Source organism: Streptomyces sp. NPDC058289 (assembly GCF_042880975.1).
In the GTDB taxonomy this organism is placed as follows: domain Bacteria; phylum Actinomycetota; class Actinomycetes; order Streptomycetales; family Streptomycetaceae; genus Streptomyces; species Streptomyces stoeckheimensis.
This window is the reverse complement of record NZ_JBHVYI010000018.1, coordinates 53,117-75,282: the sequence shown is the minus strand read 5'-3', so window position 1 is coordinate 75,282 and position 22,166 is coordinate 53,117. Positions and strand designations below refer to the sequence as shown.

The following is a 22,166-nucleotide window of genomic DNA, read 5'->3' as shown; positions in this document are numbered from 1 at the left end:
CGTCGGGCGGCGGGAGCGGCGGGAAGGCCGGTGCTTCCCGCCGCCCGAACGGCGTGTCAGGTGCGCGGGTGCAGGACGGGCTTGAGGCCGTAGTCGAGCTCGGAGCCGTCCACGAGGAGGGCTTCCACCGTTCGGGTGGCCGGGTCGATGTCCGCCACCATCCCGTCACCCGAGTAGCGGGGGTAGCCGGAGGCGCCGTTCTGGCCGGTCGCTGCCACGACGGCCGAGCGGACGGCGTCGTCGGCCGACCCCTCCACCACGTGCTCGGGCACCAGCAGGATCTCGAAGGTCTGCGGTTCGGTACTCATCCCCCGACGCTAACCGGCTCCCGCCGATCATGCCGTCCGGCGCCGCCGTCGATGAGCCCCTGGAGTCCGGGGGCGTACAGGTCCGCCAGTCGCCCGGGCGGCGTACGGGTACCCGCGCCATCGGGCCGGTGCAGACTCAGCGTCGCCCCCAGACCCAGCAGCTGGCCCGCGATCAGCTCGGCGCGCAGCTCCCGGTCGGCGCCGGTGAGGAGGGCGGCCAGGCGCGCGGTGACCTGTTCGCGGAAGCGTTCCCGCAGCAGGGTGCGCTCGTCGTCGATGCCCAGGGAGAAGACCACCCGCAGCAGCGGGTCCCCGCGGAGCTCGTCGCGCAACCGGACCGTGGTCAGGACGAGGTGACGGCCCAGTACGGCCGGCTCCGCCGCGAACAGGGCGTCCGCGGCCGGCTGGAAGTCGGCGACCGTGTTGAACAGCCCCTCCTTGCTGCCGAACCGCTTCACGATCAGCGACGGGCTGACGCCGGCATCGGCCGCGATGCCGCGCAGGGTGACCTCGGCGTAGGGGCGCAGGGTGAAGGCCCTGCGGGCGGCGCGCACGATGGCGTCGCGGCCCGACTCCTCGGCGGTGCTCATAGGCCCTCCCTGACCGCGGGCGCGGACTTCGTCACCCCGACCGTACCGGCCTGCGCGGGCGCCGCCGGCCTGCCCGCCGGCAGGCAGAGGGCCGCCGCCAGCGCGGCGAGCGCGGCGCCGGCCGCGATCAGGAAGACCAGCAGGTACGCGTGCAGGGTGGGGACGCTGCGCCCGTCCGCCAGGAACGTGACCCGGGCGAGCACGGCCGCGACGACGGCGCTGCAACAGGCTTGGCCGACGGAGCGCATCAGGGTGTTGAGGCCGTTCGCGGCGCCCGTTTCGGTCACGGGGACGGCGCGCATGACGAGCGCGGGCAGCGCCGAGTAGGCGAGGGCGGTACCGCAGGCGACCACCGTGGCACCGGCCACGATCAGCCAGAGGGCGTGACTGGTGAAGAACCGGACCACGTAGCCGAGGGTCATGACCGCCGCGCCGAGGGCCAGTGCGGTCCGGGGACCGTGGGCGGCGGAGAGCCGCGCCGACACCGGGGACAGCGCGACCATGGCCAGGCCCCCGGGCAGCAGGCACAGGCCGCTCACCACGAGGGAGGCGCCGAGCCCGTACCCGGTGCTCGTCGGCTCCTGCACCAACTGGGCGGTGACCAGGGAGTTCGCGTAGAAGGCGAAGCCTACGAGCAGGGCCGCGAGGTTGGTGAGCAGGACGGCGGGGCGCGCCGAGACGCGGAGGTCGACCATCGGGGAGGCGGTGCGCAGCTCGTGGCGTCCCCAGAGGGCTCCGACGGCCAGGGCGGTGGCGAACAGCGCGAGCGTGGGCGGGGCGGTCCAGCCCCAGTCCGCGCCCTGGGTGATCGCGAGGAGCAGGGCCACGAGCGTGGCGGCGAGGCCGAGGGTGCCCGGTACGTCGAACCGGCCCGAGGTGCGCGTCGGGGACTCCGGGACGGTCCACAGGACGAGGAGGACGTCCAGCAGACCGAGGGCGGCCGAGGCCCAGAACATGGTGTGCCAGTCGAAGTTCTCGACGACGAGGGCCGCCGCGGGGAGGCCGATCGCGGCGCCGATCCCGAGGGTGGAGCTCATGAGGGCGATGGACGGCAGGACGCGTTCCGGGGGGAGTTCGTCGCGGATGATGCTGATGCCGAGCGGGATGACGGCGAGCGCGGTGCCCTGGAGGGCGCGGCCCGTGATCAGCACGGCGATGTCCGAGGTGACCGCGCACAGCACGGACCCGGCGGTGAGGACGCCGAGCGAGGCGAGGAGCACGCGGCGTTTGCCGTACATGTCGCCGACCCGGCCGAGTACGGGGGTGCAGACGGCGCCGGTGAGCAGGGTGACGGTGACGAGCCAGCCCGCGGCGGCGCGGCTGCTGCCCGTCAGGTCCGGGACGTGCGGCAGCAGGGGGACGACCAGGGTCTGCATGACGGCCACGATCGCCCCGCAGAAGGCGAGGACGGCGACCATCGGGCGAGGGCGAGGCCGGGGGCGGGGGTGCGTCTTGGTGGGCATACGGCTCCCGGACACTGGCCCGACGGAAGGGTGCACACGCGTTCACCCCCAGGGTAAACGCGTGTGCACCCCCCTGTCCGCCCTTCGGGGGCACCGGGTTCCGGCCGCTTCGAGACGGCCGGCCCGTGCGCTGTCTACCCGCGGCGCGCGCCGTCCCCCGGCCCGGCCGCCTCGTCCGCGGGCGCCGAGGGGTGGCGCAGCAGACCGCGCGCCCACCGTTCGTTGAGGCCCGCGAGGAAGCCGATGGCCCCCCAGAAGAACCAGGTCTTGACCAGGGCCCCGTGCCCGTCGGCAGAGAGCGGGCCGGGCCCGCACAGTTCGATCGGGGAGGCCGGCGGGGCGAGGAGGGTGAGGATCCCGCCGGCGACGAGGAGGTAGAGGGCGGTGGCCAGGAACCACCCCACCACCACCCGGTACCAGCCCTCTTGGCGCAGCGCGCGGGACAGCTGGACCGGATCCACGGCCGGGCCGGCCCCGCCCGGACCGTCGCGGATGACCGGACCGTCGCGGACGAGCTGCCGGGGATCGCGCAGTCGGACGATGACGCTGAAGACCGCGCCCATCGCGCCGCCGGCGAAGCACACCAGGGCGCCCGCCAGGGCCAGCTGCTCCTGGCAGCCGAGGCCCACGCCGAAGAGCCTGGGCACCCACTCCCCCAGCGCGAAGACCACGAGCAGGATCACCGGGCTGATCACGATCCCGCACGTCAGTCCGGTGTTCAGGCCGCGCGCCCCGGCGGTGGCCGTATCGGCCTCCAGCCGCGTTGCGGCCAGCGCGACGGCCGTCTCCAGCCGGGCCACGTCCGCCCCCCGGGCCACGGCGCGCAGGGCGCGGAGCAGTTCCTCGGTGACCGCGACGCGCGTCCGCCGTTCGAAGGCCCGCTGCGCGGCCGTGTGCAGGCCGTCGAGGCGGAGCATCAGCTCCGGTTCGGCGCACCACAGTTCCCGCAGCCGCTCCGGATCGATGCCGGGCACCTCTTCGAGTGCCCGTATTTCCCCGTCGGCCGCGCCGTCGAACCACTCGCGCGCATCGCGCAGCATCGGCTTCCCCTCTTCGCACAGCAGTTGTACCCGCCTTCGCCGCGCGAGGATAGCCGCCGGCCCGGCGGATCGCCGCCTTCAGTCCGCGGGGCCTACCTTCTGCGTGGACACCCTGCCCGGCGGCTCGCCGCTGCCGAACGCGCGGAAGAGGGCGTGGAGCAGGACGGCGGTGAGCGTGCCGGCCACCACCCCGCTGCCGAGGACGGTCCGGGCCCAGGTGGGGAACCCCTGGTAGAGGTCGGGGGCCACCACCGGCAGCAGTCCGGCGGTGAGGGCCAGCGCGATCACGCTGGAGCCTCCGCCGGCTCCGGGCGCCGTCCGGCCGAGCATGTCGACGCCCATCACCGCGATGATCCCGTAGATCACGAGGGCGGATCCGCCCACGACGGGTGCGGGGACCGCGGCGATCAGCCGGGAGACGGGTGCCAGCAGGCCGACGGCGATGAGCAGCACGCCCGCGCCGGCGGTCACGAAGCGGCTGCGGACCCCGGTGAGCCGTCCGATGCCGATGTTCTCGGCGCTCGTGACCATCAGCGAGGTGCCGAACAGTCCGCCGAACACCGAGATCAGTGCGTCGGCCCGGGCCACCCGGGGCACATCGCGTCCGGGGTCGCTCTCGCGCCCCACGGTCTCGCTGTTCAGGACGGTCTGCCCGGTGATCTCCGCGAGGGTGGTCAGGCTGAAGACGAGGAGGGGCAGCGCGGCGAGCACGTCGAAGTGCGGTGCGCCGTACGGGAGGAGGTGCGGGAGGGTCAGGCTCCCGCCGGCTCCGCCCACGGGAGCGAGGTGACCGAGGCCGGTCGTGAGCGCGATGAGGGTGCCCGCGCCCATGCCGAGGAGCACGGCGGTCTGCCGCCAGATCCCGCGCAGCACCATGAGGAAGAGCACGGTGCAGCCGATGGTGGCGCCGGCCAGCACGACGGCCGAGGGCGCGGCGTACCCGGGGCTCCCCGGGCGGCCGGTGACCAGCTGGGCGGCGACCCGGATCATGGCGATCCCGATGAGCAGCACGGTGGTGCCCATGACCAGGGGCGGGAAGAGCCGTACGACTTTCGCGTAGAAGGGCAGCACGGCGAAGAGCAGCGCCGCGGCGAGGAGCACCGAGCCGGTCGCGGTCGCGGGGCCGTGGTCCTTGGCTATCTGGAGGAAGAGCGCGGTCGCCGCCCCGCCGGGGAGCATGACGAACGGCAGCCGGGCCCCGAACCGCCACACCCCGAGGGACTGGAGGAGGGTGCCCGCACCGCAGAGCACGAGGGTGGCGCTGAGCAGGGAGGCGGTGTGCGCGGCGCCGAGGCCGAGGGCTTGGCCGGTCAGGAACGTGGTGGAGACGGGCGCGGCCACCATGGCCAATACGTGCTGTGCGGACAGCGGGGCCAGGCGGCGCAGCGGCAGCCGCTCGTCCACCGGGCTGACCGGGCTCACCGGACCCGCCGCTGCGCGCTTCGTGGAGGCGGCGCTCATCGGGCGGCCTCTCTGTTCAGCCAGGGCAGCTCTTCGGCGGTGTACCGGTAGGCGCGGAAGACCGCGTTGGGTTCGGACGGGAACAGGCCGCGGACCTCGGACTCCTGGTAGGCGCCGAAGTGGGGGACGACGTACTCCCAGGAGAGGTAGCCCTCGGGGGTCACCTCGAAGAGGCGGCCGGACGGGGAGTCGGTGACCAGGGTGTTGCCGCCGGCGAGGCGCTGGGCGCTGCCCATGAACGGGGCGAAGAAGGCCTCGCGGGCGGGGTCGTGGTACTCCCAGACGACCTTGCCCGAGGAGCGCTCGACCTCGATGACCCGCGAGTAGGGGACGTCCGATCCGGGCCGGAAGACGCCGTTGTCGAAGACCAGCACCCTGCCGTCGGCGAGTTCGGTGGGGGCGTGCTGCTGCGAGACGACTCCGGGCTCGGTGCGCCAGAGGATCTCGCCGGTCTCCCGGCTGATGACGACCACGGCGGAGACGCTGCGCAGGCTGGCGAGGACGTTCCCGTCGGCGAGCGGTACGACGCTGTTGATGAGCGGCCAGTGTTCGCGCGCGTAGTCGGGGTGCAGGGCGTACTCGGCCCGGTCGAGGTGTTCGGCCGCGCTCCACGACCAGCGTACGGAACCGTCGGCGTCGACCTCGGTGATGGTGTCGGCCCATACCGTTCCGTCGGCCGCCTCCGAACCGGGCACTCCCCCGAGCACGCCCGCCGCGTCCGCACCCCGCAGCGGTTCGAGCGCGGTGTAGAGGACGCGGCCGCCGCCGAGGTGGTGGGCGTCGTGGTGCTGGAGGGGATCGCGGTGTTCGCGCAGGACGGTGCCGTCCGGGGTGGCTTCGAGCATCACGCCGCCGCGGTACTTGTGCCACATCGGGAAGAGCGCCTCCTCGCCGGGGAGCACGCCGCTGTAGGCCAGGTTGCCGTTGTCGAGGATCCGGGCGTGCCGGCCGGGGCGGTAGGGCAGCCGCCACTCGTGGACCACCTCGCCGTGGATGTCGATCAGGTACACCTCGCCGGTGCCGGTGAGCGGGGCGAAGAGGGTGTAGCCGCCTTCCGAGGCGGTGGGGTCGAAGGCGATGAGACCCGTGCCGCGGCGGCGGCGGAAGTTCTGGTCGACCGGGGGCATGCTGTCCTCCTGCGGAGCGTGAAACTTTCTTTGATGTGAGCAATCTCCTTTGAAGTTAGCGGTGCATTGTTGCGGCACTGTGAAGGGCGTGCGAAGCCCGCGGCCGGGTGCGGGAAGATGATCGTCAGAGGTGGGGAAACGAGGAGCGGGGTGTGCGGTCAGGTGGAAGACGAGACGTCCGAGCGGAGGATCGGTGCGGGCATCCGCAGGCGGCGCAGGGCTCTGGACCTCACCCTCGCCGAGGTGGCGGCGCGCAGCGGGCTGTCCTCGCCCTTCCTCAGTCAGATCGAGAACGACCGGGCCCGCCCCAGCATGCGGTCGCTCCAGCGGGTGGCCGACGCCCTGGACACCACGGCCGTGCAGCTGCTGGCCGCCGGGGAGACCCCGCGCCGCCTGGACATCGTGCGGGCCGATGCCGATCCCGGCCTCGATGCCGGGATCGAGTCCGGGCACGATTCCGGGCCTGATCCGACGGCCCGGGTCCGTCCGCTCGTACGCGGCCGGCACCAGATGCACGCGCTGGAGTTCACCGGGAACCACGACGCCGAGCGCGCGTTCCGGCACCGCAACGACGAGTTGATGTACGTCGCCGACGGCGCCGCCGAAGTGGAGGTGGACGGGCGGACCCACCGCCTGGACCGCGGCGACACGTTGTACCTCGCGGGCGGGGTGGAGCACCGCTGGCGGGCGCTGGAGCCGGGCACGCGGGTGCTGCTCGTCGCCGTCGCCGACCACGTCGAGGCCGTCGTGGACCCGCTCGGCTGAGGCGGGACGCGCAGGGACGCGCAGGGACCCGCAGCGCCCCTGCGCGTCCCGCCTCAGCCCGTGCGGGCCTTGCGCAGGGACTGGTGGACGGACCAGGCCACCGAGACCAGGGGCACCGCCACCACGGCCCCCACGATCCCGGCGGCGATGGCTCCCGCGACCACGGACAGGGCCACCACCATCGGGTGCAGGCGCACCGCCCAGCTCATCACGAGGGGGTGCAGCAGGTGCCCTTCGATCTGGCCGATGACCACGATGAGCGCGACCACCATGGCCGCCACGAGCGGCCCCTGGGTGGCGAGGGCGACGACGGCGGCCACCCCGAGGGCGACCGGGGACCCGATGAGCGGGACGAAGGCGGCCACGAACTCCAGCAGGGCCAGCGGGACCGCCAGCGGGACGCCGAGGAGGTAGAGCGCGATGCCCACGAGGACGGCGTTGGTCGCGGCCACGAGCACGATGCCGTGGGTGTAACCCGTGAAGGTCCGCCACGCGGCCCGTCCGGCCACGCCCACCCGCTCCCTTGCGCCTTCGGGCAGTTGTGCGCAGAACCAGTTCCACTGCCGGTCGCCCGAGTAGGTGAAGAAGACCGAGCAGAACAGCCCGAGGGCCGCCACGGTGAACACCGCCACGACCCGTCCCGCCCCGCTCACCGCCTGGCTCAGCAGGGTGGAGCGGTGGCTCGAGAGGTAGTCGCCGATCTTCGACTGGACATCGCTCAGGGCGTGCGCGTTGAGCCGGAACGGCGGCCCCTGGAGCCAGCTCTGGATCCGGCCGAGCCCGTCGCGGAACTCGCGCACCAGCGCCGGCCATTCCCCCGCGACGGCCTCGCCGACCAGCGCGAGGGCGCCGAGCACCAGGATCAGGCTGCCGATCAGCGCGCAGGCCACGGCGAGCCCGCGGGGCATCACCCGGGCCAGCAGCCCGGCAGGCGGGCGCAGCATGGCCGCCGCGACCAGGCCGAGGAAGAGGGCCAGGGCGATCTCGTGGAACCGTCCCAGGACGGCGAAGACCGCGTACGCCGCCGCACCGACGACCAGCAGCCGCCAGGCGTACGCGGCCGCCGTCCTCAGGACCGGGGACACCGGGGCCGGGGTCGGGGCCTGGCCGGTCCGGCCCGACCGGCCGGAGCCGCCGGGGCGGTCGCCGGGTGGGAGCCGCCGGGCGGGCCGCGTCACGAGTCGCCTGGTCATGTGCGGCCGCACCTCCGGGGTGTGTTGGTCCCCTCGGGCTATCACCCCGGCGGCGGCCGCCCCGGGCGCCGCGCAGCGCGTTCGCCCGAAGGCCTCATCCGCGCTGGGCCGAAGGAGCAGGCACGAGCGTTGCCCCTCCTTCGGCGAGTTCGCTGGTCACAGGGGGTTTCCCGGACCGGGCGGCCGAGGGGCGACGGGAAACCCGTCGACCCCGGTGCCCGCCGGGGACAGGCTCTTGGTGTCAGCACGGAGCAAGACCCGAGGGGACACCATGCGCAAGATGATCCGCGGCGCCGCCGCGTTCGCCACCGCCGCGGCCGCCGTCGTCGCACTGAGCGGAGCCGCCGGAGCGTCCGGCGCGCAGCCGGCCGACACATGGGCCGGCTGCCCGGACGGGGCGGTCTGCATCTACCCGCAGAACCAGAATCCCGCCGTGAGCCCGAGCCACGTCTTCTACAGCTACGGGGCCCACAACCTCACCAACCAGTACGGCAACCACTGGGTCCTCAACAACCAGTACGGCGGGGCCTCCGCACGCCTGTGCAAGGGCTCCAACGGGGCCAACTGCGGCAACCCCATCGCCCAGGGCACCGGGGTCTACGCCGACCTCGGGCCGATCAACTCGATCACCCTCAACCGCTAGCGGCGAACGGGCCCGTCAGCCCGTTCGACATGCGCAAAGACGTTCCGGAGCCCGGCCCCCGACCGGGCTCCGGAACGCCGCTGTTTCACGCGACACCGCACGAACGGCCGGTCGGCCGTCCGCCCCCCGCGATAGCCTGGGCACCTGCCTCTCACAGCCTGGGCGCACATTGCCATGGGGGACGTCTTGGGGGATCCGGACCGCGCGAGCGGGACCGCGGCGGCCTTTCCCGCCCAGTTGAGAAGGTTGCGCGTAGAGCGCGGCCTGTCGCTCGGCGACCTCGCCCGCCGGACGCACTACAGCAAGGGCTATCTCAGCAAGATCGAGACCGGTGCGAAGCCGGTCACCCTCGATGTCGCCCGCAGCTGCGACCGGGTCCTCGAAGCCGGGGGCGAACTCCTGCGTCTGGTACCGGAGAGCGAGGAGTCCGGGCGCCCGACCGCCGGATCCCGCGCCGAGCAGGCCGGCCGGCCCGGTCCCCCCGGCCCTCCCGGTGCTCCCGGTGCTCCCGGCACTCCCGGTCCGCCCCACCAGCGCGGTCCGCAGTCGGACGGCGCGTGCCCCTACCGCGGCCTGTCGGCGTTCACCCCGCAGGACTCCCGGTGGTTCTTCGGCCGGGAGCGGGCCACGGCCGCCCTCGTCGAGCGGGTCCACGACCGGCTCGGGCACGGCCCGTTGCTGCTCGTCGCCCGATCGGGCGCGGGCAAGTCCTCCCTGCTCAGCGCGGGTCTGGTACCGGCCCTGCGGCGCGGTGGCCTCCCGGTGGAGGGGGCCGACGGCTGGCCGGTCGTCCGGTTCACGCCCACCGCTCACCCGCTGCGGGAACTGCTCGAGGCCACCGTCAAGGCGGTGGGGGGCGACCTCGGCGTCACCCCGGAGCAGGTGAGCGACCACCCTGAACGGCTGCTCGAATCCGTCCACCGCCTGACGAGCGGGACCGGCCCCCTCAACGGGGCGGACGGGCTCCGAACGGCGACCGTGCGGCCGGTGTTGCTGGTCGACCAGTTCGAGGAGCTGTTCACCCTCTGCTCCGGCGAGGAGGAGCGCCGCGCCTTCGTACGGGTGCTCCTCGCCCTGGCCGCCCCTCCCCCGGCGGCGCCGCCCGGCGGCGGGTACGACCCCGCCGTCGTCGTGCTCGGTGTGCGGGCCGACTTCTCCGGGGAGTGCCTGGACCTGCCGGAGCTGGCCGCCGTGTTCAGCGACGGGCTGTTCGTCCTGCCCCCGATGTCCGTGGCGGAGCTGCGGGAATCGATCACGCGCCCGGCGGAGCTCGCCGGGCTCGTACTGGAGCCGGGGCTGGTCCCGCTGCTGCTGCGGGACGCGGGCGTACGGGACCCCGGTGTGGGGGACCTCGGTGCGGGGGACCCCGTGGCGCGTCCCGGCGGCGGCCCGGACGCCTGGCCGGGGGAAGCTCCTTCCAGCGCACTGCCCCTGATGTCGCACGCGCTGATGGCCACTTGGCAGCGGCGCGAGGGATCCACGCTCACCGTCGCGGGGTACGAGTACGCCGGCGGCATCCAGGGCGCCGTGGCGCGCAGCGCCGAGCACGTGTTCGCCCGCCTGTACCCGGCCGACCAGCGGATGGTCCGACGGCTCCTCGTCCGGCTGGTGCACATCGCCGACGGTACGGGGCCGACCCGGCGCCGGATGAGCCGCACCGCCCTGCTGGAGGGGCAGGCGGACTCCGTGCGGGCCGCGGCCGCCCTGGACGCCTTCGTCCGGGCCCGGTTGATCAGCACGGACAGCGACACCGTCGAGATCACCCACGAGGCCCTGCTGCACGCCTGGCCCCGGCTGCGCGGCTGGATCCGCGCCGACCGGGCCGGGCTGCTCGTGCACCAGCAACTGGCCCAGGCCGCCGACGAATGGGTGCGCGAGGCCCGAGACCCGTCCGTGCTCTACCGCGGCAGCCGCCTCGCCACCGCCCGCAGCTGGGCCGACGAGCTGGACGGCCGCAGCCGGCTGGGCCCCCGGGAGGCCGCCTTCCTCGACGCGAGCCGGGCCGCGGAGGAGGCCCGCCGCCGCCAGGACCGGCTCCGGGTCCGCCTGCACCAGCGGATGCTGGCCACGCTCGTCGTCCTGCTCCTGCTGGCGCTGACCGCCGGCGGGGTCGCGTACCAGCAGCGCTCGGGGGCGCTCGGGCAGGAGCGGACCGCCCGTTCCCAGGCACTGGCCGCCCGGTCGCTGTCCCTGGCGGCCGGGCAGCCCGAGGCCTCCATGCTGCTCGCCGAGGAGGCCTACCGGGCCGAAGCGACCCCCGAGGCGCGCGGCGCCCTGCTCAGCACGCAGTCCCAGCCCTTCCTGGCGCGGCTCGGCGGGCACGGCGGCCCGGTCAACGCGGTGGCCTTCGCACCGGACGGCCGGCTGCTGGCGACCGCCGGCTCCGACGGGAAGGTGCTGCTGCGGCGGGTGGCCGACCGGAGCACGGTCGCCGCCTTCACGGCACCCGGCCGGGTGCGCACGGTCGCCTTCAGCCCCGACGGGCGGACCCTGGCGGCCGGTTCCACCGACGGCCCGGTCCGGCTCTGGCCCCTCGGTTCCGGCGGCGGCTCCGTGGCGGTGCTGCCCCCGAGCACGGCGGGCGCCCGGGCGGTGGCCTTCTCCCCCGACGGGGGCACCCTGGCCGTCGCCGCCGTTGACGGGACGATCCAGTTGCGGGACACCGCGGGGGAGCAACGCGAGCGGGCCGTCCTGACCGGGCACACCGCTCGGGTCAACACCCTGGCCTACGCGCCGGACGGCCGGAGCCTCGTATCGGCCGGCGCCGACGGGACCGTACGGCTGTGGGACACGCGGCGGGCGGAGCCGGCCGCCGTTCTGGAGGGGCACACCGGGGAGGTGCTGGGCGCGGCCTTCGCACCGGACGGGCGTACGGTCGCCACCGGCGGGGTCGACCGTACGGTGCGGCTGTGGGACGTCGACGGGCGGCGCGCGGCCGCGACGCTGGCCGGGCACAGCGACGACGTCAACTCCGTGGCCTACACGCCGGACGGCACCACCGTCATCAGCGGGGGCGGCGACGGCACCACCCGGCTGTGGGACGTGCGGGGCGCCCGGCTCACGGCGACGCTGGCCGGGCACACCGACTACGTGCTCGCCGTCTCCGTGGATCCGACGGGATCGGTGCTCGCCACCGCCGCGTTCGACCAGTCCGTCGTGCTCTGGGACCTGCGGGGGCCGGTGCTGACGGCGCGCCCGTTCACCGAGGTGTGGCACGCCGCGTACAGCCCGGACGGGAAGCTCCTCGCCACGGCGGACGCCGATCACACGGTGCTGGTGTGGGACGTGGCCGGACGGCGGGTTCTGGCCACTTTCACGGGGCACGCCGAGACGGTGTTCTCGGTGGCCTTCGCCCCCGACGGGCGCACCCTCGCCTCGGCCGGCGCCGACGGTACCGTACGCCTCTGGGACACCGGCACGCGCGCTCCGCTCGCCACCCTCACCGGGCACACCGGGACGGTGTTCTCGGTGGCCTTCGCCCCCGACGGGCGCACCCTCGCCTCGGCCGGCGCCGACGGCACCGTACGCCTCTGGGACACCGGCACGCGCAGTCCGCTCGCCATCCTCACCGGGCACACCGACTTCGCCAACGACGTCGTCTTCAGCCCCGACGGAGGGACCCTGGCCAGCGCCGGGGACGATCTGACCGTCCGGCTGTGGGACGTGGCCGGGCGCCGCCCGCTCGCCGCGCTCAGCGGGCACGCGGGAGCGGTACGGGCCGTCGCGTTCGGCCCGGACGGGCGGACCCTGGCGAGCAGCGGCAACGACGGCACCGTACGGCTGTGGGACGCCGACCAGCGGCGCGTCACCGCGGTACTGACGGGCCACACCGGCTCGGCGCGGGGCATCGCCTTCTCCCCCGACGGGCGGACGCTGGCGAGCAGCGGCAACGACCGTACGGTGCGGCTGTGGAGCGTGCCCGGCCACCGGCTCCGGGCCGCGCTTTCGGGCCACACCAACGCGGTGTGGGGGGTCGTCTTCTCCCCCGACGGGCGGACCCTGGCGAGCAGCAGCAACGACGGCACCGTACGGCTGTGGAACCCGGACCCCGTCGCCCGGCTGGCGGAGATCTGCCGGACGGTGGGCCGCCTCGGACCGCGGGAGCGGCAGGCGCTGGTGCCCGGCCTGCCCGTGCGGGAGGCGCGCGGCTGCTAGGGAATGTCGTCGAACTCCCGTCTGCCGCGCGACGCAAGACACCCCCTGAGCCGTCCGGGGTTTCCTCCGGGGTTTCCCGTTGCCCGTTCGGGTGGTGCGGCGTCCGGACCTCGACGGGGCGGGGCGGGGGCCGACAGGCTGGTCCACGGATCCGGCGCCGGCGGCCAAGTGCCGTTCGGACGGCCGTGCTTCATCCCCGCTCCGCCGCGTGAAACGAGGTCTCCCACCGTGCTGCGCCGAACAGGTCTCATCGGAACGCTCCTCGCGCTCCTGGCCGTACTCCTCTGCACCCCCGCCGGCCCGGCGGCCGCCGACGACGGCTGCCGGGTGCTGGCCCCCGGGGCCTCGGCGGCGGCCGAGCGCGCCGTCGCCGCCGCCTGCGAACAGGTGGGAAAGGGGGTTTGGTACACCTGGGGCGGTGGTCACGGCCCGGGGCCCGGTGCCACGTACGGGCAGGTGGACCCCACCGATCCGGCGAGCGAGCACGATCCCGAACGGCTCGGCTTCGACTGCTCGGGGTTCGTCCGCTACGCCTACGCCCAGGCAGCCGGCTCGGACCTGCTCGACGGGGTGGCCAGTGCGCAGTACTACACGCACCGCGCGGCCACGCGCTTCACCGCCGCCCAGGGGCTCGCGCCGTTGCTCCCCGGCGACCTGCTGGTGTGGGGAACCTCCCGCGACCTGCACCACATCGCCCTCTACCTCGGGGCGGGCAAGATGGCGGAGGCCCGGCAGTCGGGTACCAAGCTGATGGTCAGCGAGGTCAGCGACGCGCGGCTGTCGAACGGCTATTACGGGGCCGTCCGGGTGGACACCGGCCCGGTCACCGGGCACGTGTTCCAGACCTGGGGTTCCGGCGTGTGGACCAAGGAGCTGCCCTCCACGGCGGCAGCGCGCGTCTACGCCTTCCCCGGGCCGACGACCATCCGCGTCGCGTGCCAGAGGCACGCGGAGTCGGTGACCTCCGACGGCTACACCAATGACGCCTGGTCGTATCTTCCGGACTATCAGGCGTGGATGACGAACATTTACGTCCGCGGGGCGGCTTGGCTGGAAAACGTGCCCACCTGTCGTTGATCATCCGTAAGGTCGGAAACGATCCGCAAACCCCCCAAGCCGGCCGACCCGGCCCATCCGAGGAGCAACGTGCGCACGTCCACGTCCCCGTCGTCCCCGTCAACCCCGTCGCCCTTCTCCCGCTCACGGCGGCTGGCCGTCGGCGCCGCCCTGCTCGCCGTCGTGGCCGGCGGTACGCTGCCCGCCACCGCCGCCCACGCGGCGACCGCCCCCGGCTCCGCCGCCCAGGCTCCCGTCCAGCCGACGGTCGCGCCCGATCTGGAGGCGCTGACGCAGGCGTTGCGCAATACGACGGCGGCCGGGGCCCCCGGGGCGATGGCCCGCTTCACCGGTCCGGACGGGGTCCGGACCCGGGTGGAGGGCGTACGGGACCGGAGTACGGGTGCGGCGATGGACGCGCGGGCCCGCTTCCGCATCGGCAGCGTCACCAAGACGTTCTCCTCGGTCGTCCTCCTCCAGCTGGTGGACGAGGGGCGGATCGAGCTGGACCGGCCGGTCAACGCGTACCTTCCGGGCCTGCTGCCCGACGACCGGATCACGGTGCGCCACCTGCTCACCCATCGGAGCGGTCTGGCGGACTACACGAACGTGATGTTCGAGCACACCGTGCCCGGCTTCGAGGCGGTCCGGAACAAGGTGTTCACGTACAAGGAGCTCGTCGACCTCTCGCTCGCCGAGCCGAGGACCACCGAGCCCGGGGTGGCGTACAAGTACTCGAACACCAACTTCGTCGTGGTGGGGATGCTGATCGAGAAGGCCACCGGAAAGCCGGTGGCCAAGGAGTACGAGCGTCGGATCATCAAGCCGCTCAAGCTGAAGAACACCTCCTACGTGCACCCCGGCACGGCCATCAAGGGGCTGCACGCCAACGGCTACCTGCACCCGGACGAGGCCGGCGCGCCGCTGGTCGACTCCACCGAACAGACCGTCTCCTGGGCGCAGTCCGCGGGCGCGATGATCTCCAACGCGGCCGACCTCAGCACCTTCATGTCCTCCCTGCTCGGCGGCAAGCTGCTGCGCCCCGGCACGCTGGACGCCATGCTCACCGTGACCCCGACCGACGCCACGAACACCCGGTTCTACGGGCTCGGTCTGCGCCGGTACGACCTCTCGTGCGGTGCGCAGGTCTACGGGCACACGGGCACCGTGCAGGGCTTCTACACCTACGCGTTCACCACCCGGGACGGCAAGCGCTCCCTCTCCGCCATGGCGAACACCTCCAACCGGGGCCAGGCCAACACCGCCCTCGGCGGCACGCTGGAGGCCGCCTTCTGCGGTAAGGCACCGGCCGCCGCTCCGGCCACCGCGCGCGGTTTCGCGTTCGCCCCGGCCGCGGCGGAGGCGGACCTCCCCGAGAACCGCTGACGGCGATTCCCGGACACGGGCCCGCTCCCACCCCTTGGCGTGGGAGCGGGAGCCGGGAAAGCTGAACTCCGCATTCCCGCACGGGCGTTGCCCGTGTGACCGATGAGGAGGACACGATGGCCGACGCACCGCCCGTGAAGCGTTCCCGCAGGGGGTCGGGCCGGCGGGCCCGCAGGTTGCTCGCCGCCACGGCGGGGGCCGCGACGCTGGTCCTCGCGGTCCCCGGGGTCGCGTACGCGGCTCCGCCCCCGGCCCTGCCCGCCAACGCGGACGGGCTGGAACAGACCTTCCAGCCCGCCTACGACTACGACCGCGACGGCTGCTACTCCAGCCCCGCCATCGGTCCGGACGGCACCATCAACGGGGGCCTGAAGATGGGCGGCGACGTCAACGGCCAATGCCGCGACCTCTCCGACCTGAACAACACCAACGGCTACTCCCGCGCGAAGTGCAACAACGGATGGTGCGCGGTGATGTACGCCCTCTACTTCGAGAAGGACCAGGTCTCCCTCGGCCCCGGCAGCGCCGGGCACCGGCACGACTGGGAGCACGTCGTGGTGTGGATCCAGAACGACCAGGTCGGCTACGTCTCCACTTCGGAGCACGGAAACTTCAAGGTGCACGCCGCCTCGGAGATCCGTTTCGACGGCACCCACCCGAAGATCGTCTATCACAAGGACGGCTGGAGCACGCACTGCTTCCGTGCCGCGAACTCCAACGACGAACCGCCGGAGAACCACAAGGGGACCTGGCAGTACCCCACGCTGGTCGGCTGGAACGGCTACCCCGCCGGGCTGCGCGACAAGCTGAGCCAGGCCGATTTCGGCAGCGCCCTGCTCGGAATCAAGGACGGCCAGTTCAACGGCCACCTGGCCAAGGCCAAACCGGCCGGGATCGCCTTCGACCCCAACGCGTGACGGCCGCCTGACCCGGGCGCGCACCGCCGGGCGGACCCGGGGGCGGGTGCCGGAGGGGCTCCGGATAGGGTCATGTCGGGAATGCGCCGCCCCACCACCCGGGGAGGCGCGAGGTCGGTCGGCCGTCGATCACGGCATGCCCGCACCGTGCGGCCGAGCCGCCCCGCGCGGGCATGTCACGCGCACCGCGCCACCGTGAGGCCGCCCCGCCCGCCCCCGTACCGCCCCTGCCCGGCCGACGGCCGCCCTGCCCGGAAACCTGCCGCCATGAGTACCGCGCTCCACCCCGCTCCGTCCCCCGACGCCTCCGGTTCATCCGGGGTCGCCGACCCCGAGCCGTCCCGCCGCCGGGCGATCGGCGGCCGGGCCCCGGCCCGGCCCACGGCCGCCGCCGCGATCCACAGCATCAGCGCCGCCACGGCGGTCCTGCTGTGGCTCGTGGCGATCGGAGCCATGATCCACGAGCCGATCCTCATACCCCCGCTGGCCGCCAGCGCCGCCCTCGTGCACAGCGCGCCCACGCTGCCGCTCGCGCAGCCCCGCGGGGTGGTCATCGGCCACCTGGTCGGGGCGGCCGTCGGCTACGGCGTGCTGGCCGTGGCCGGAAGCAGCGCCTGGGGGGCCGCCGTGGCCGCAGGTGTCACGCTGGCGCTGGTCATGGCCGCGCGCACCCCCCATTCACCCGCCTGCGCCACCGCCGTGGTGGTCGTGCTCCAGGCCCCGGTGGCGGCCCGGTTCGTTCCGCTGCTGTTCGGATCGACCGTCCTGATCGTCCTGACCGGGTACGCGGCCTCCCGCGTGCGCCGCAAGGCACCGAGGTACCCCGCGTACTGGTGGTGACCGTAGGTCACCACCTCCGGTGGTTCGAGATGCGCTCCCGGTGTACTGCTGGTTCGCTGAAAGCCGCCCGGCGTCCCCCCACAGCGCCCAGGAGTGATCATGAGTGCAGGCGAATCCCACGGCCGGTCCCGGCAGCTTCGCGACAAGGCGCAGGAACTCGACGAGGCCGCCACCCGCTCGACCGACCCCGACGAGAGCCGGCGGTTGCGGGACAAGGCGCGCCGCCTGCGCGAGCAGAGCGAGCAGGAGCGCGTCATCGACGACCCGGGCATGGACCTGCGGTAGACCCGGCGGGCCGGGCCCCGGCCACGGGGCCGATCACCGAGGCGTACGGGTACGCCACGACGACGTGACGGCCCCGGTCAGCGGAAGATCGCCATGGCCTGGACTTCGAGAACCCCCTCCTCGGCATTCCAGTCCTGGACCTTGCCCAGGCACCGCGCGGAGAAGGTGCCCTTCGGCACCTCGTTGCGCAGGCCCTCCGCGGCACAGGTGACGCGGACCCGAGGTCCGCGTGCGGGGTCCTCGGGGTCCCCGTAGGGGGCGAGGAAGACCGTGCCCTCCGGGGTGTCGCCGATCTTGCGGAACCGGCCCCGGATGAGGACGAAGTCCTCGATGTCACGCAGTCGTACGTCCCGGTGCGCCGGTCCGGGACGCGCGGTCCGGGCCTCGGGAGCCCTGGTCCCGGGAGCCGCGGCGAGCGCCTTGGTCAGGGCCTTGTTGCGCAGGACCGTCTGGTTGACGAGATCGACGTGGACGATCACGTCCTTCTCCTCCAGCACGTCCATGACCAGGCCGATCACCGATATGGGCTCGGCGACCTGTAGGTACTTGCTGACGATCTCGCGGTTCTCCCGCCGGCCCGCGTCCGCTCCGACCCCGAAGACTTTCGTCCGGATCGTCCCGTCCTTGCTGTCGCTGGTCCGCTGCTCGACCTCTCGGCGCAGCGCCGCCGCGTACCCGCGCATCTGGTAGTGGTCCATGACCGACTTGTCGTGCAGGTAGAAGCAGATGCTGTACGTGAGGTTCTGCCCGGCGGAGCGGCCGCCGCGGGTGAACCAGTACACGGCGAGCACCACGAGGGTCAGCGCGCCGCCCGCCGTCAGCAGCCACAGGAGCATCCAAGGCCACCAGACCGCCCACCACTCCTCACTCAGTACAGCCACGGGTCTCCTTGAAGGCGCTCAGTAGTGACTGGGCGGTGGCGTCGACCATGCGTCCGCCGGTGGCTCGCGCCGCCCGGTCGAGTTCCTGCGGGTCGGCGTCACCGTAGCGAACGGTGTACGTGTGGACGGCCTGCGCCGCGGGGGGCAGTGCGCGGTACCGCTCGAGGAAGGCGTCGAGCCCGATCCCGGCGTTGTTCTCGCCGTCCGTCATGAGGACGACCGAGGCCCCTTGCCCGGGGAGCGCCCGTACGAGCTCGGCCACTTGCCCGTAGGCGCGGTCGAGGGCGGACCAGACTGCCGTGGCCTCGCCGAAGTCGTCGGAGGCCACCGCCGCGCGCAGCAGGTCCAGATCCGCCTGTGTGCGGTAAGTGATCGTCCGCTCGTCGAGCACCCGGCCGGCGAAGCGGATCAGCGTGAACGACTCGCCCCGGTGGAACCGGAGGAACTTGCCCGAACGGGAGCCGTCCTCGCCGCCGAGCCCGGCGAAAGTGGCGCGTAGTCCGGCGATGCGCTCACCCTTCATCGACGTGGAGAAGTCCAGGACGAAGAACACCCGGGCAGGGGCTGCGTTCTTGGCGTTGCCGTAGTCGGACAGCAACCGGTCGAGCACCTCCTGCCGGTCGGGGAAGTAGAGGGCGTTGCCGATGGGCGGGCGCAGGGACGCGATCCGGGTCATGGCCGGGTCGACGGGCCGGCGCAGGGTCCGTTCCATGATCTTCTTCTGCACCCGTCCGCTCTTCAGCCAGTCCACGAGCCGGTCGTACGCGGCCCGCTTCGCCGGATCGAGCAGCAGAAGGGGGTAGTCGGCGAGCACCATGCCGTCCTTCGGGTGGACGATCTCCAGCGGCTCGCGCAGCCGCCCGCCGGTGTTGAGTGCCAAAAGCTCGGACTCGTAGGTGACCAGCGCGTCCAACTCGCCTTGCCGTTTCACGAATCCGTCGGCCAGGGCGGCCGAGGAGTCCTCCGCGAGCAGGTGCCCGGTGAAGAATCCGTTCAGCCGCTCGCAGGAGACGTCCTCGGGCCGCAGGGCGGCGCCGGTTCCCGCGGCGGCGGTCGCGACACCGACCAGCGCGGCCAGGCCGCTGTCGGTGTGCCGGGGGTCGGCCATGCCGAAGGCCAGGGAGCCGTCGGCGGCGGCGTCGGCCACGTCGGCCCAGGAGATCCGGCCGTCGGGAGTACGCCCGCGCAGCCGGTCCGCGGCGGCCGGCTTGAGTCCGATCACCACCGGGGACCGCATGATGCTGGTGCTGAGCGGGCTCTCGGTACGGACGCCGGCGGCCTTCAGCTTCAGCTGGAGGGGGCGGTCGGAGGAGAGCCAGGCGAGGTCGTGCTCGTAGTGGCCGGCGCCGAGCGCCCGGGCCGCGTCGTCCGTACCCCGGTAGTCCATCTCCAGCGTGATCCTCGTGTCACGGCGGAGCTCGTCCAACAGGGGCCGCATGTCTTCGAGTTCCGAGCTGGCCAGCACCCGTAAGGTGACCGGCTCGTCCCCGCCCGTGGAGCAGGCCGTCGCGACGAAGAGCCAGAGGAAGGCCAGGCACGGCGCGAGCAGCCCGGCCGTCCGGCGGCGGCCCCTCACTCGGGGTACCCGCCCGGCACGTCGATGTCCGGACATTCGCCGATCAGGGAGATCATCCGCTCCAGGTACCGGATGCGGGGCAGGGGGGACCGGGTGTCGTTGCCGCCCACCGAGGGCACGGGGATGCGGCGCTCCTCCAGGAAGTGCGTGAGCTGGTCGCCCGCCACCTTGCCCGCCGGGTCGAGGATCCTGAAGCCCAGCTCCATCGCGCGGCGGCGCAACCCCGAGTCGTGGGTGAGGAGTTCGCCGAGCCGGTCACCCTCCCGGTTCAGCGCGATGAACTCCGGCTGGGTGACGAACTGGGTGGAGGGGTAGAGCAGCACCCGCTGCGTGTCCAGCCGCTTCGACTCGGCCTGCACCTGGGCCTGATAGGTGAGGTACTGGTGCTCGTACGCCACGACGAGCGGGGCGATCCCCTTGCCTTCCGGGGAGATGTACGTACGGAACACGTCGTCGGCCGGCAATCCCTGCTCCATCAGGTGCTTGATGGACCGGGCGCGGTCGTCGGCCTCCTGGTCGGTCGCGGGGACCTCGCTGCCGTTTCCGCGCCAGGTGTAGGAGACCAACGCCAGGTAGGTTCCTGCCGAGTTGGATTGGCAGACGTCCGGGGACTGGACGACGATCCGGTTGGCGTTGGATATCCCGTGCGCCTGGATGCCCAGCTCGTTCCAGCGCCGCCCATTGTCGATTCCGGCGAGGAACTTGGACATGTCGAGCTCGTAGTAGAGCGGCTGGTCCGGGTCGGCCGCGGCGGAGGCGCCCGGTTGCGGGGTGGCGATCCCCGCGTCGCGCAGGGTCTCCGCGTACTCGCGGTACGTGGCGAGCACGATGGGGCTGACGAAGGGCCGGTGCACCTTGGCATACTTGTTCTCCGCCGCGCGCCGGTTCGTGATCAAGTCGCCCGCGGGCTGACCGGAGGGGAAGACGAAGTCGTACGCGGACAGGTCGCGGACCGCGACTTCCCGCGATCCGGCGCTCGTGATGTGCAGCCGTATGTGATGTCTCAGCAAAATCCGCTGGACTTCGGGGTCCTCGAAGAAATCCCGCTTGGAGGCCATCCTGCCCTCCAGGGTGACGATGCGCTCGGCCGGCAGGGCCGCGTTCCCCGACCGGGCCAGCACCGCTCCGCCTACCAGCACGACCGCCAGCGCGGGCAGCAGGACCGTCAGCAGCCCGCGTCTGGGCCACCGGGAGGACACCGGACGCCCGACGACCAGGCGCGGCTCTTCCACGACCCTTGTTTCCCCGTCCACCCGACACTCCCCCTTGGCGCCCTCTCCCCGTACCGCCCGGGGAGCGTACCCGCGAGATCCGCCGCCCGAAGCCGGGTTCGCCAACAATTCGCTTACACACACGTCGAGTTGGCAACCCGCCCTGCCCGCATCACCCGACGGAACTTTGGCGGCCGTCGTCCCGGCCGCGCCTGCGGCGGTTGGCTCGCCGGTCTTCCGGCTGGGCGATCATTGCCTTGATCCCGCGTTTGCGCAGGTAGACGCAGTCGGCGCGGCTGGAGTACGCCTTGTCGCCACGGGCCCGGACCGGCCGGGTGCGGGGACGCCCGGTGCCGGTGCGGGCCACGTTCACGGCCTGCATGAGGCCGGTGCGGGCCACGTTCACGGCCTGCATGAGCGGGATGAACATCGGGCTGTCCCCGCGCCGGCCGGGAGAGGTCGGCCAGACCAGAGGGCCGCAGCGGTCGTCCGCCAGGAGGTGGACCTTGCCGGTCAGTACGCCCCGGGAGCGTGCCAGTGCCTCGCGGCCCTCTGTGTCCACACGTGTGCCGCCCCCTTTTTCGGGGCGGTCGCGAGCGCCACCGCCGGTGGTCGGCCGACGACAGCAGATCCACCACACCCCGGGCACGAGCCATCAGACACTGCCCAGGGGCCGGGCCTACGGGGCCCGTGGCCCGTGGCCCGCGAGGCTCCCGGGCCACGCGGGACTACGGAACTACGGGGCCACGGCCGCCGCGGGGGCCTCGTCGAGCTCCCACGCGTGGCGCTTGAACTCGCGGACGAAGTCGGCGTGGTCCTCCCACTGGCGGGCGATGCCGCGCAGCACGTCCCAGTGGTGCTCCACCGCCTGGTCGATGACCCGGCGGACCGCCGGCTCGGCCGTCTCCCGCTGCTCGATGAGGCCCTTGGCCACCGAGGCCTCCAGCGCCGCATTGCGCAGGGCGCGCAGGGCGCGGGAGGTGTCGTCCATCCCGAAGCCGTTCTCGCTGCCCGTCTCCTCGGCGAAGAGCGGGGTGAGCCGCGCCTCGATGAAGGCGGTGATCCGCTCGAAGTGGCGTACGTCCATCGGGGGCTCCATATCGGGTCGCTGCACTGTCCGGCGCGAACCGGGCCCGCACCGGCGATCATTATCCCGCAGCCGGGCACCCGCCCCGCTCCGGGGTGCGGGCACTAGGGCCTGGGGGGGGAGACACCGCGCCCCGCGCGGGGGGGGGGGGGGGGGGGTGGACCGGGCCCTACCTTGGCGCC

General features: G+C 73.4%; 20 protein-coding genes. 8 read left to right on the top strand and 12 right to left on the bottom strand.

Annotated elements, in window-relative coordinates:
* Positions 1–56: 56 nt before the first annotated feature.
* The 6 genes from ACFVX6_RS12115 to ACFVX6_RS12090 all read right to left on the bottom strand — a co-directional run bounded on the left by ACFVX6_RS12115 (position 57) and on the right by ACFVX6_RS12090 (position 5,989).
* The gene (locus tag ACFVX6_RS12115) at positions 57–308 is read right to left on the bottom strand and encodes a hypothetical protein (RefSeq protein ID WP_375949709.1); all 252 of its coding nucleotides are present in this window, start codon (positions 306–308) and stop codon (positions 57–59) included.
* On the bottom strand, positions 305–898 hold the full coding sequence (locus tag ACFVX6_RS12110) for a TetR family transcriptional regulator (RefSeq protein WP_389690396.1): 594 nt from the start codon (positions 896–898) through the stop codon (positions 305–307). Before ACFVX6_RS12110 ends, ACFVX6_RS12115 begins: the two co-directional genes overlap by 4 nt.
* Entirely contained in the window at positions 895–2,316 is a 1,422-nt protein-coding gene (locus ACFVX6_RS12105; RefSeq protein WP_389690394.1) for an MFS transporter, read from the bottom strand. Before ACFVX6_RS12105 ends, ACFVX6_RS12110 begins: the two co-directional genes overlap by 4 nt.
* 179 nt (positions 2,317–2,495) lie before the next feature.
* Entirely contained in the window at positions 2,496–3,401 is a 906-nt protein-coding gene (locus ACFVX6_RS12100) for a hypothetical protein (protein WP_389690392.1), read from the bottom strand.
* A gap of 78 nt (positions 3,402–3,479) precedes the next feature.
* Positions 3,480–4,862, bottom strand: coding sequence for a uracil-xanthine permease family protein (locus ACFVX6_RS12095; RefSeq protein WP_389690390.1), 1,383 nt, complete (start codon positions 4,860–4,862; stop codon positions 3,480–3,482).
* Positions 4,859–5,989, bottom strand: coding sequence for an aryl-sulfate sulfotransferase (locus ACFVX6_RS12090; RefSeq protein WP_389690388.1), 1,131 nt, complete (start codon positions 5,987–5,989; stop codon positions 4,859–4,861). The genes ACFVX6_RS12095 and ACFVX6_RS12090 overlap by 4 nt, the downstream gene beginning before the upstream one ends.
* 162 nt (positions 5,990–6,151) lie before the next feature.
* On the opposite strand from ACFVX6_RS12090, the gene ACFVX6_RS12085 reads away from it, so the two are divergent.
* The gene (locus ACFVX6_RS12085) at positions 6,152–6,754 is read left to right on the top strand and encodes a helix-turn-helix domain-containing protein (protein ID WP_389690386.1); all 603 of its coding nucleotides are present in this window, start codon (positions 6,152–6,154) and stop codon (positions 6,752–6,754) included.
* A gap of 53 nt (positions 6,755–6,807) precedes the next feature.
* Here the strand turns inward: ACFVX6_RS12085 and ACFVX6_RS12080 are convergent, their stop codons facing one another.
* Complete coding sequence (locus tag ACFVX6_RS12080; protein WP_389690384.1) at positions 6,808–7,947, bottom strand: AI-2E family transporter; 1,140 nt, start codon at positions 7,945–7,947, stop codon at positions 6,808–6,810.
* A gap of 271 nt (positions 7,948–8,218) precedes the next feature.
* Between ACFVX6_RS12080 and ACFVX6_RS12075 the strand changes: the two genes are divergently transcribed.
* The 7 genes from ACFVX6_RS12075 (at position 8,219) to ACFVX6_RS12045 (ending at position 17,229) form a co-directional block, all read left to right on the top strand.
* Complete coding sequence (locus tag ACFVX6_RS12075) at positions 8,219–8,590, top strand: hypothetical protein (protein WP_389690383.1); 372 nt, start codon at positions 8,219–8,221, stop codon at positions 8,588–8,590.
* A 174-nt stretch (positions 8,591–8,764) separates the two neighbouring features.
* A complete protein-coding gene (locus tag ACFVX6_RS12070; protein ID WP_389690381.1) occupies positions 8,765–12,745 on the top strand; it encodes a helix-turn-helix domain-containing protein in 3,981 nt (1,326 codons plus the stop codon).
* A 228-nt stretch (positions 12,746–12,973) separates the two neighbouring features.
* Positions 12,974–13,822 carry a C40 family peptidase gene (locus tag ACFVX6_RS12065; RefSeq protein WP_389690379.1) on the top strand — a complete coding sequence of 283 codons (849 nt, stop codon included), beginning with the start codon at positions 12,974–12,976 and terminating at the stop codon, positions 13,820–13,822.
* Between the two features lie 150 nt (positions 13,823–13,972).
* The gene (locus ACFVX6_RS12060; RefSeq protein ID WP_389690471.1) at positions 13,973–15,187 is read left to right on the top strand and encodes a serine hydrolase domain-containing protein; all 1,215 of its coding nucleotides are present in this window, start codon (positions 13,973–13,975) and stop codon (positions 15,185–15,187) included.
* 116 nt (positions 15,188–15,303) lie between these two features.
* The gene (locus tag ACFVX6_RS12055; RefSeq protein ID WP_389690377.1) at positions 15,304–16,104 is read left to right on the top strand and encodes an NPP1 family protein; all 801 of its coding nucleotides are present in this window, start codon (positions 15,304–15,306) and stop codon (positions 16,102–16,104) included.
* Positions 16,105–16,371: 267 nt separating this feature from the next.
* On the top strand, positions 16,372–16,944 hold the full coding sequence (locus ACFVX6_RS12050; protein ID WP_389690375.1) for an HPP family protein: 573 nt from the start codon (positions 16,372–16,374) through the stop codon (positions 16,942–16,944).
* A 99-nt stretch (positions 16,945–17,043) separates the two neighbouring features.
* Positions 17,044–17,229, top strand: a complete 186-nt coding sequence (locus ACFVX6_RS12045) for a DUF6381 family protein (RefSeq protein WP_284717145.1) — start codon at positions 17,044–17,046, stop codon at positions 17,227–17,229.
* A gap of 77 nt (positions 17,230–17,306) precedes the next feature.
* Here ACFVX6_RS12045 and ACFVX6_RS12040 read toward each other — a convergent pair whose 3' ends face one another.
* The 5 genes from ACFVX6_RS12040 to ACFVX6_RS12020 all read right to left on the bottom strand — a co-directional run bounded on the left by ACFVX6_RS12040 (position 17,307) and on the right by ACFVX6_RS12020 (position 21,984).
* Positions 17,307–18,110: a hypothetical protein gene (locus tag ACFVX6_RS12040; RefSeq protein ID WP_389690373.1), complete on the bottom strand. Its 804-nt coding sequence runs from the start codon at positions 18,108–18,110 to the stop codon at positions 17,307–17,309.
* Positions 18,094–19,686 (bottom strand): substrate-binding domain-containing protein, encoded by a 1,593-nt coding sequence (locus ACFVX6_RS12035; protein ID WP_389690371.1) that lies wholly within the window; start codon positions 19,684–19,686, stop codon positions 18,094–18,096. The genes ACFVX6_RS12040 and ACFVX6_RS12035 overlap by 17 nt, the downstream gene beginning before the upstream one ends.
* Positions 19,683–20,918, bottom strand: coding sequence for a hypothetical protein (locus ACFVX6_RS12030; protein ID WP_389690369.1), 1,236 nt, complete (start codon positions 20,916–20,918; stop codon positions 19,683–19,685). The genes ACFVX6_RS12035 and ACFVX6_RS12030 overlap by 4 nt, the downstream gene beginning before the upstream one ends.
* A 151-nt stretch (positions 20,919–21,069) precedes the next feature.
* Positions 21,070–21,459, bottom strand: a complete 390-nt coding sequence (locus tag ACFVX6_RS12025; protein ID WP_389690367.1) for a hypothetical protein — start codon at positions 21,457–21,459, stop codon at positions 21,070–21,072.
* A 174-nt stretch (positions 21,460–21,633) separates the two neighbouring features.
* Positions 21,634–21,984 carry a hypothetical protein gene (locus tag ACFVX6_RS12020; RefSeq protein ID WP_243332017.1) on the bottom strand — a complete coding sequence of 117 codons (351 nt, stop codon included), beginning with the start codon at positions 21,982–21,984 and terminating at the stop codon, positions 21,634–21,636.
* Positions 21,985–22,166 lie beyond the last annotated feature (182 nt).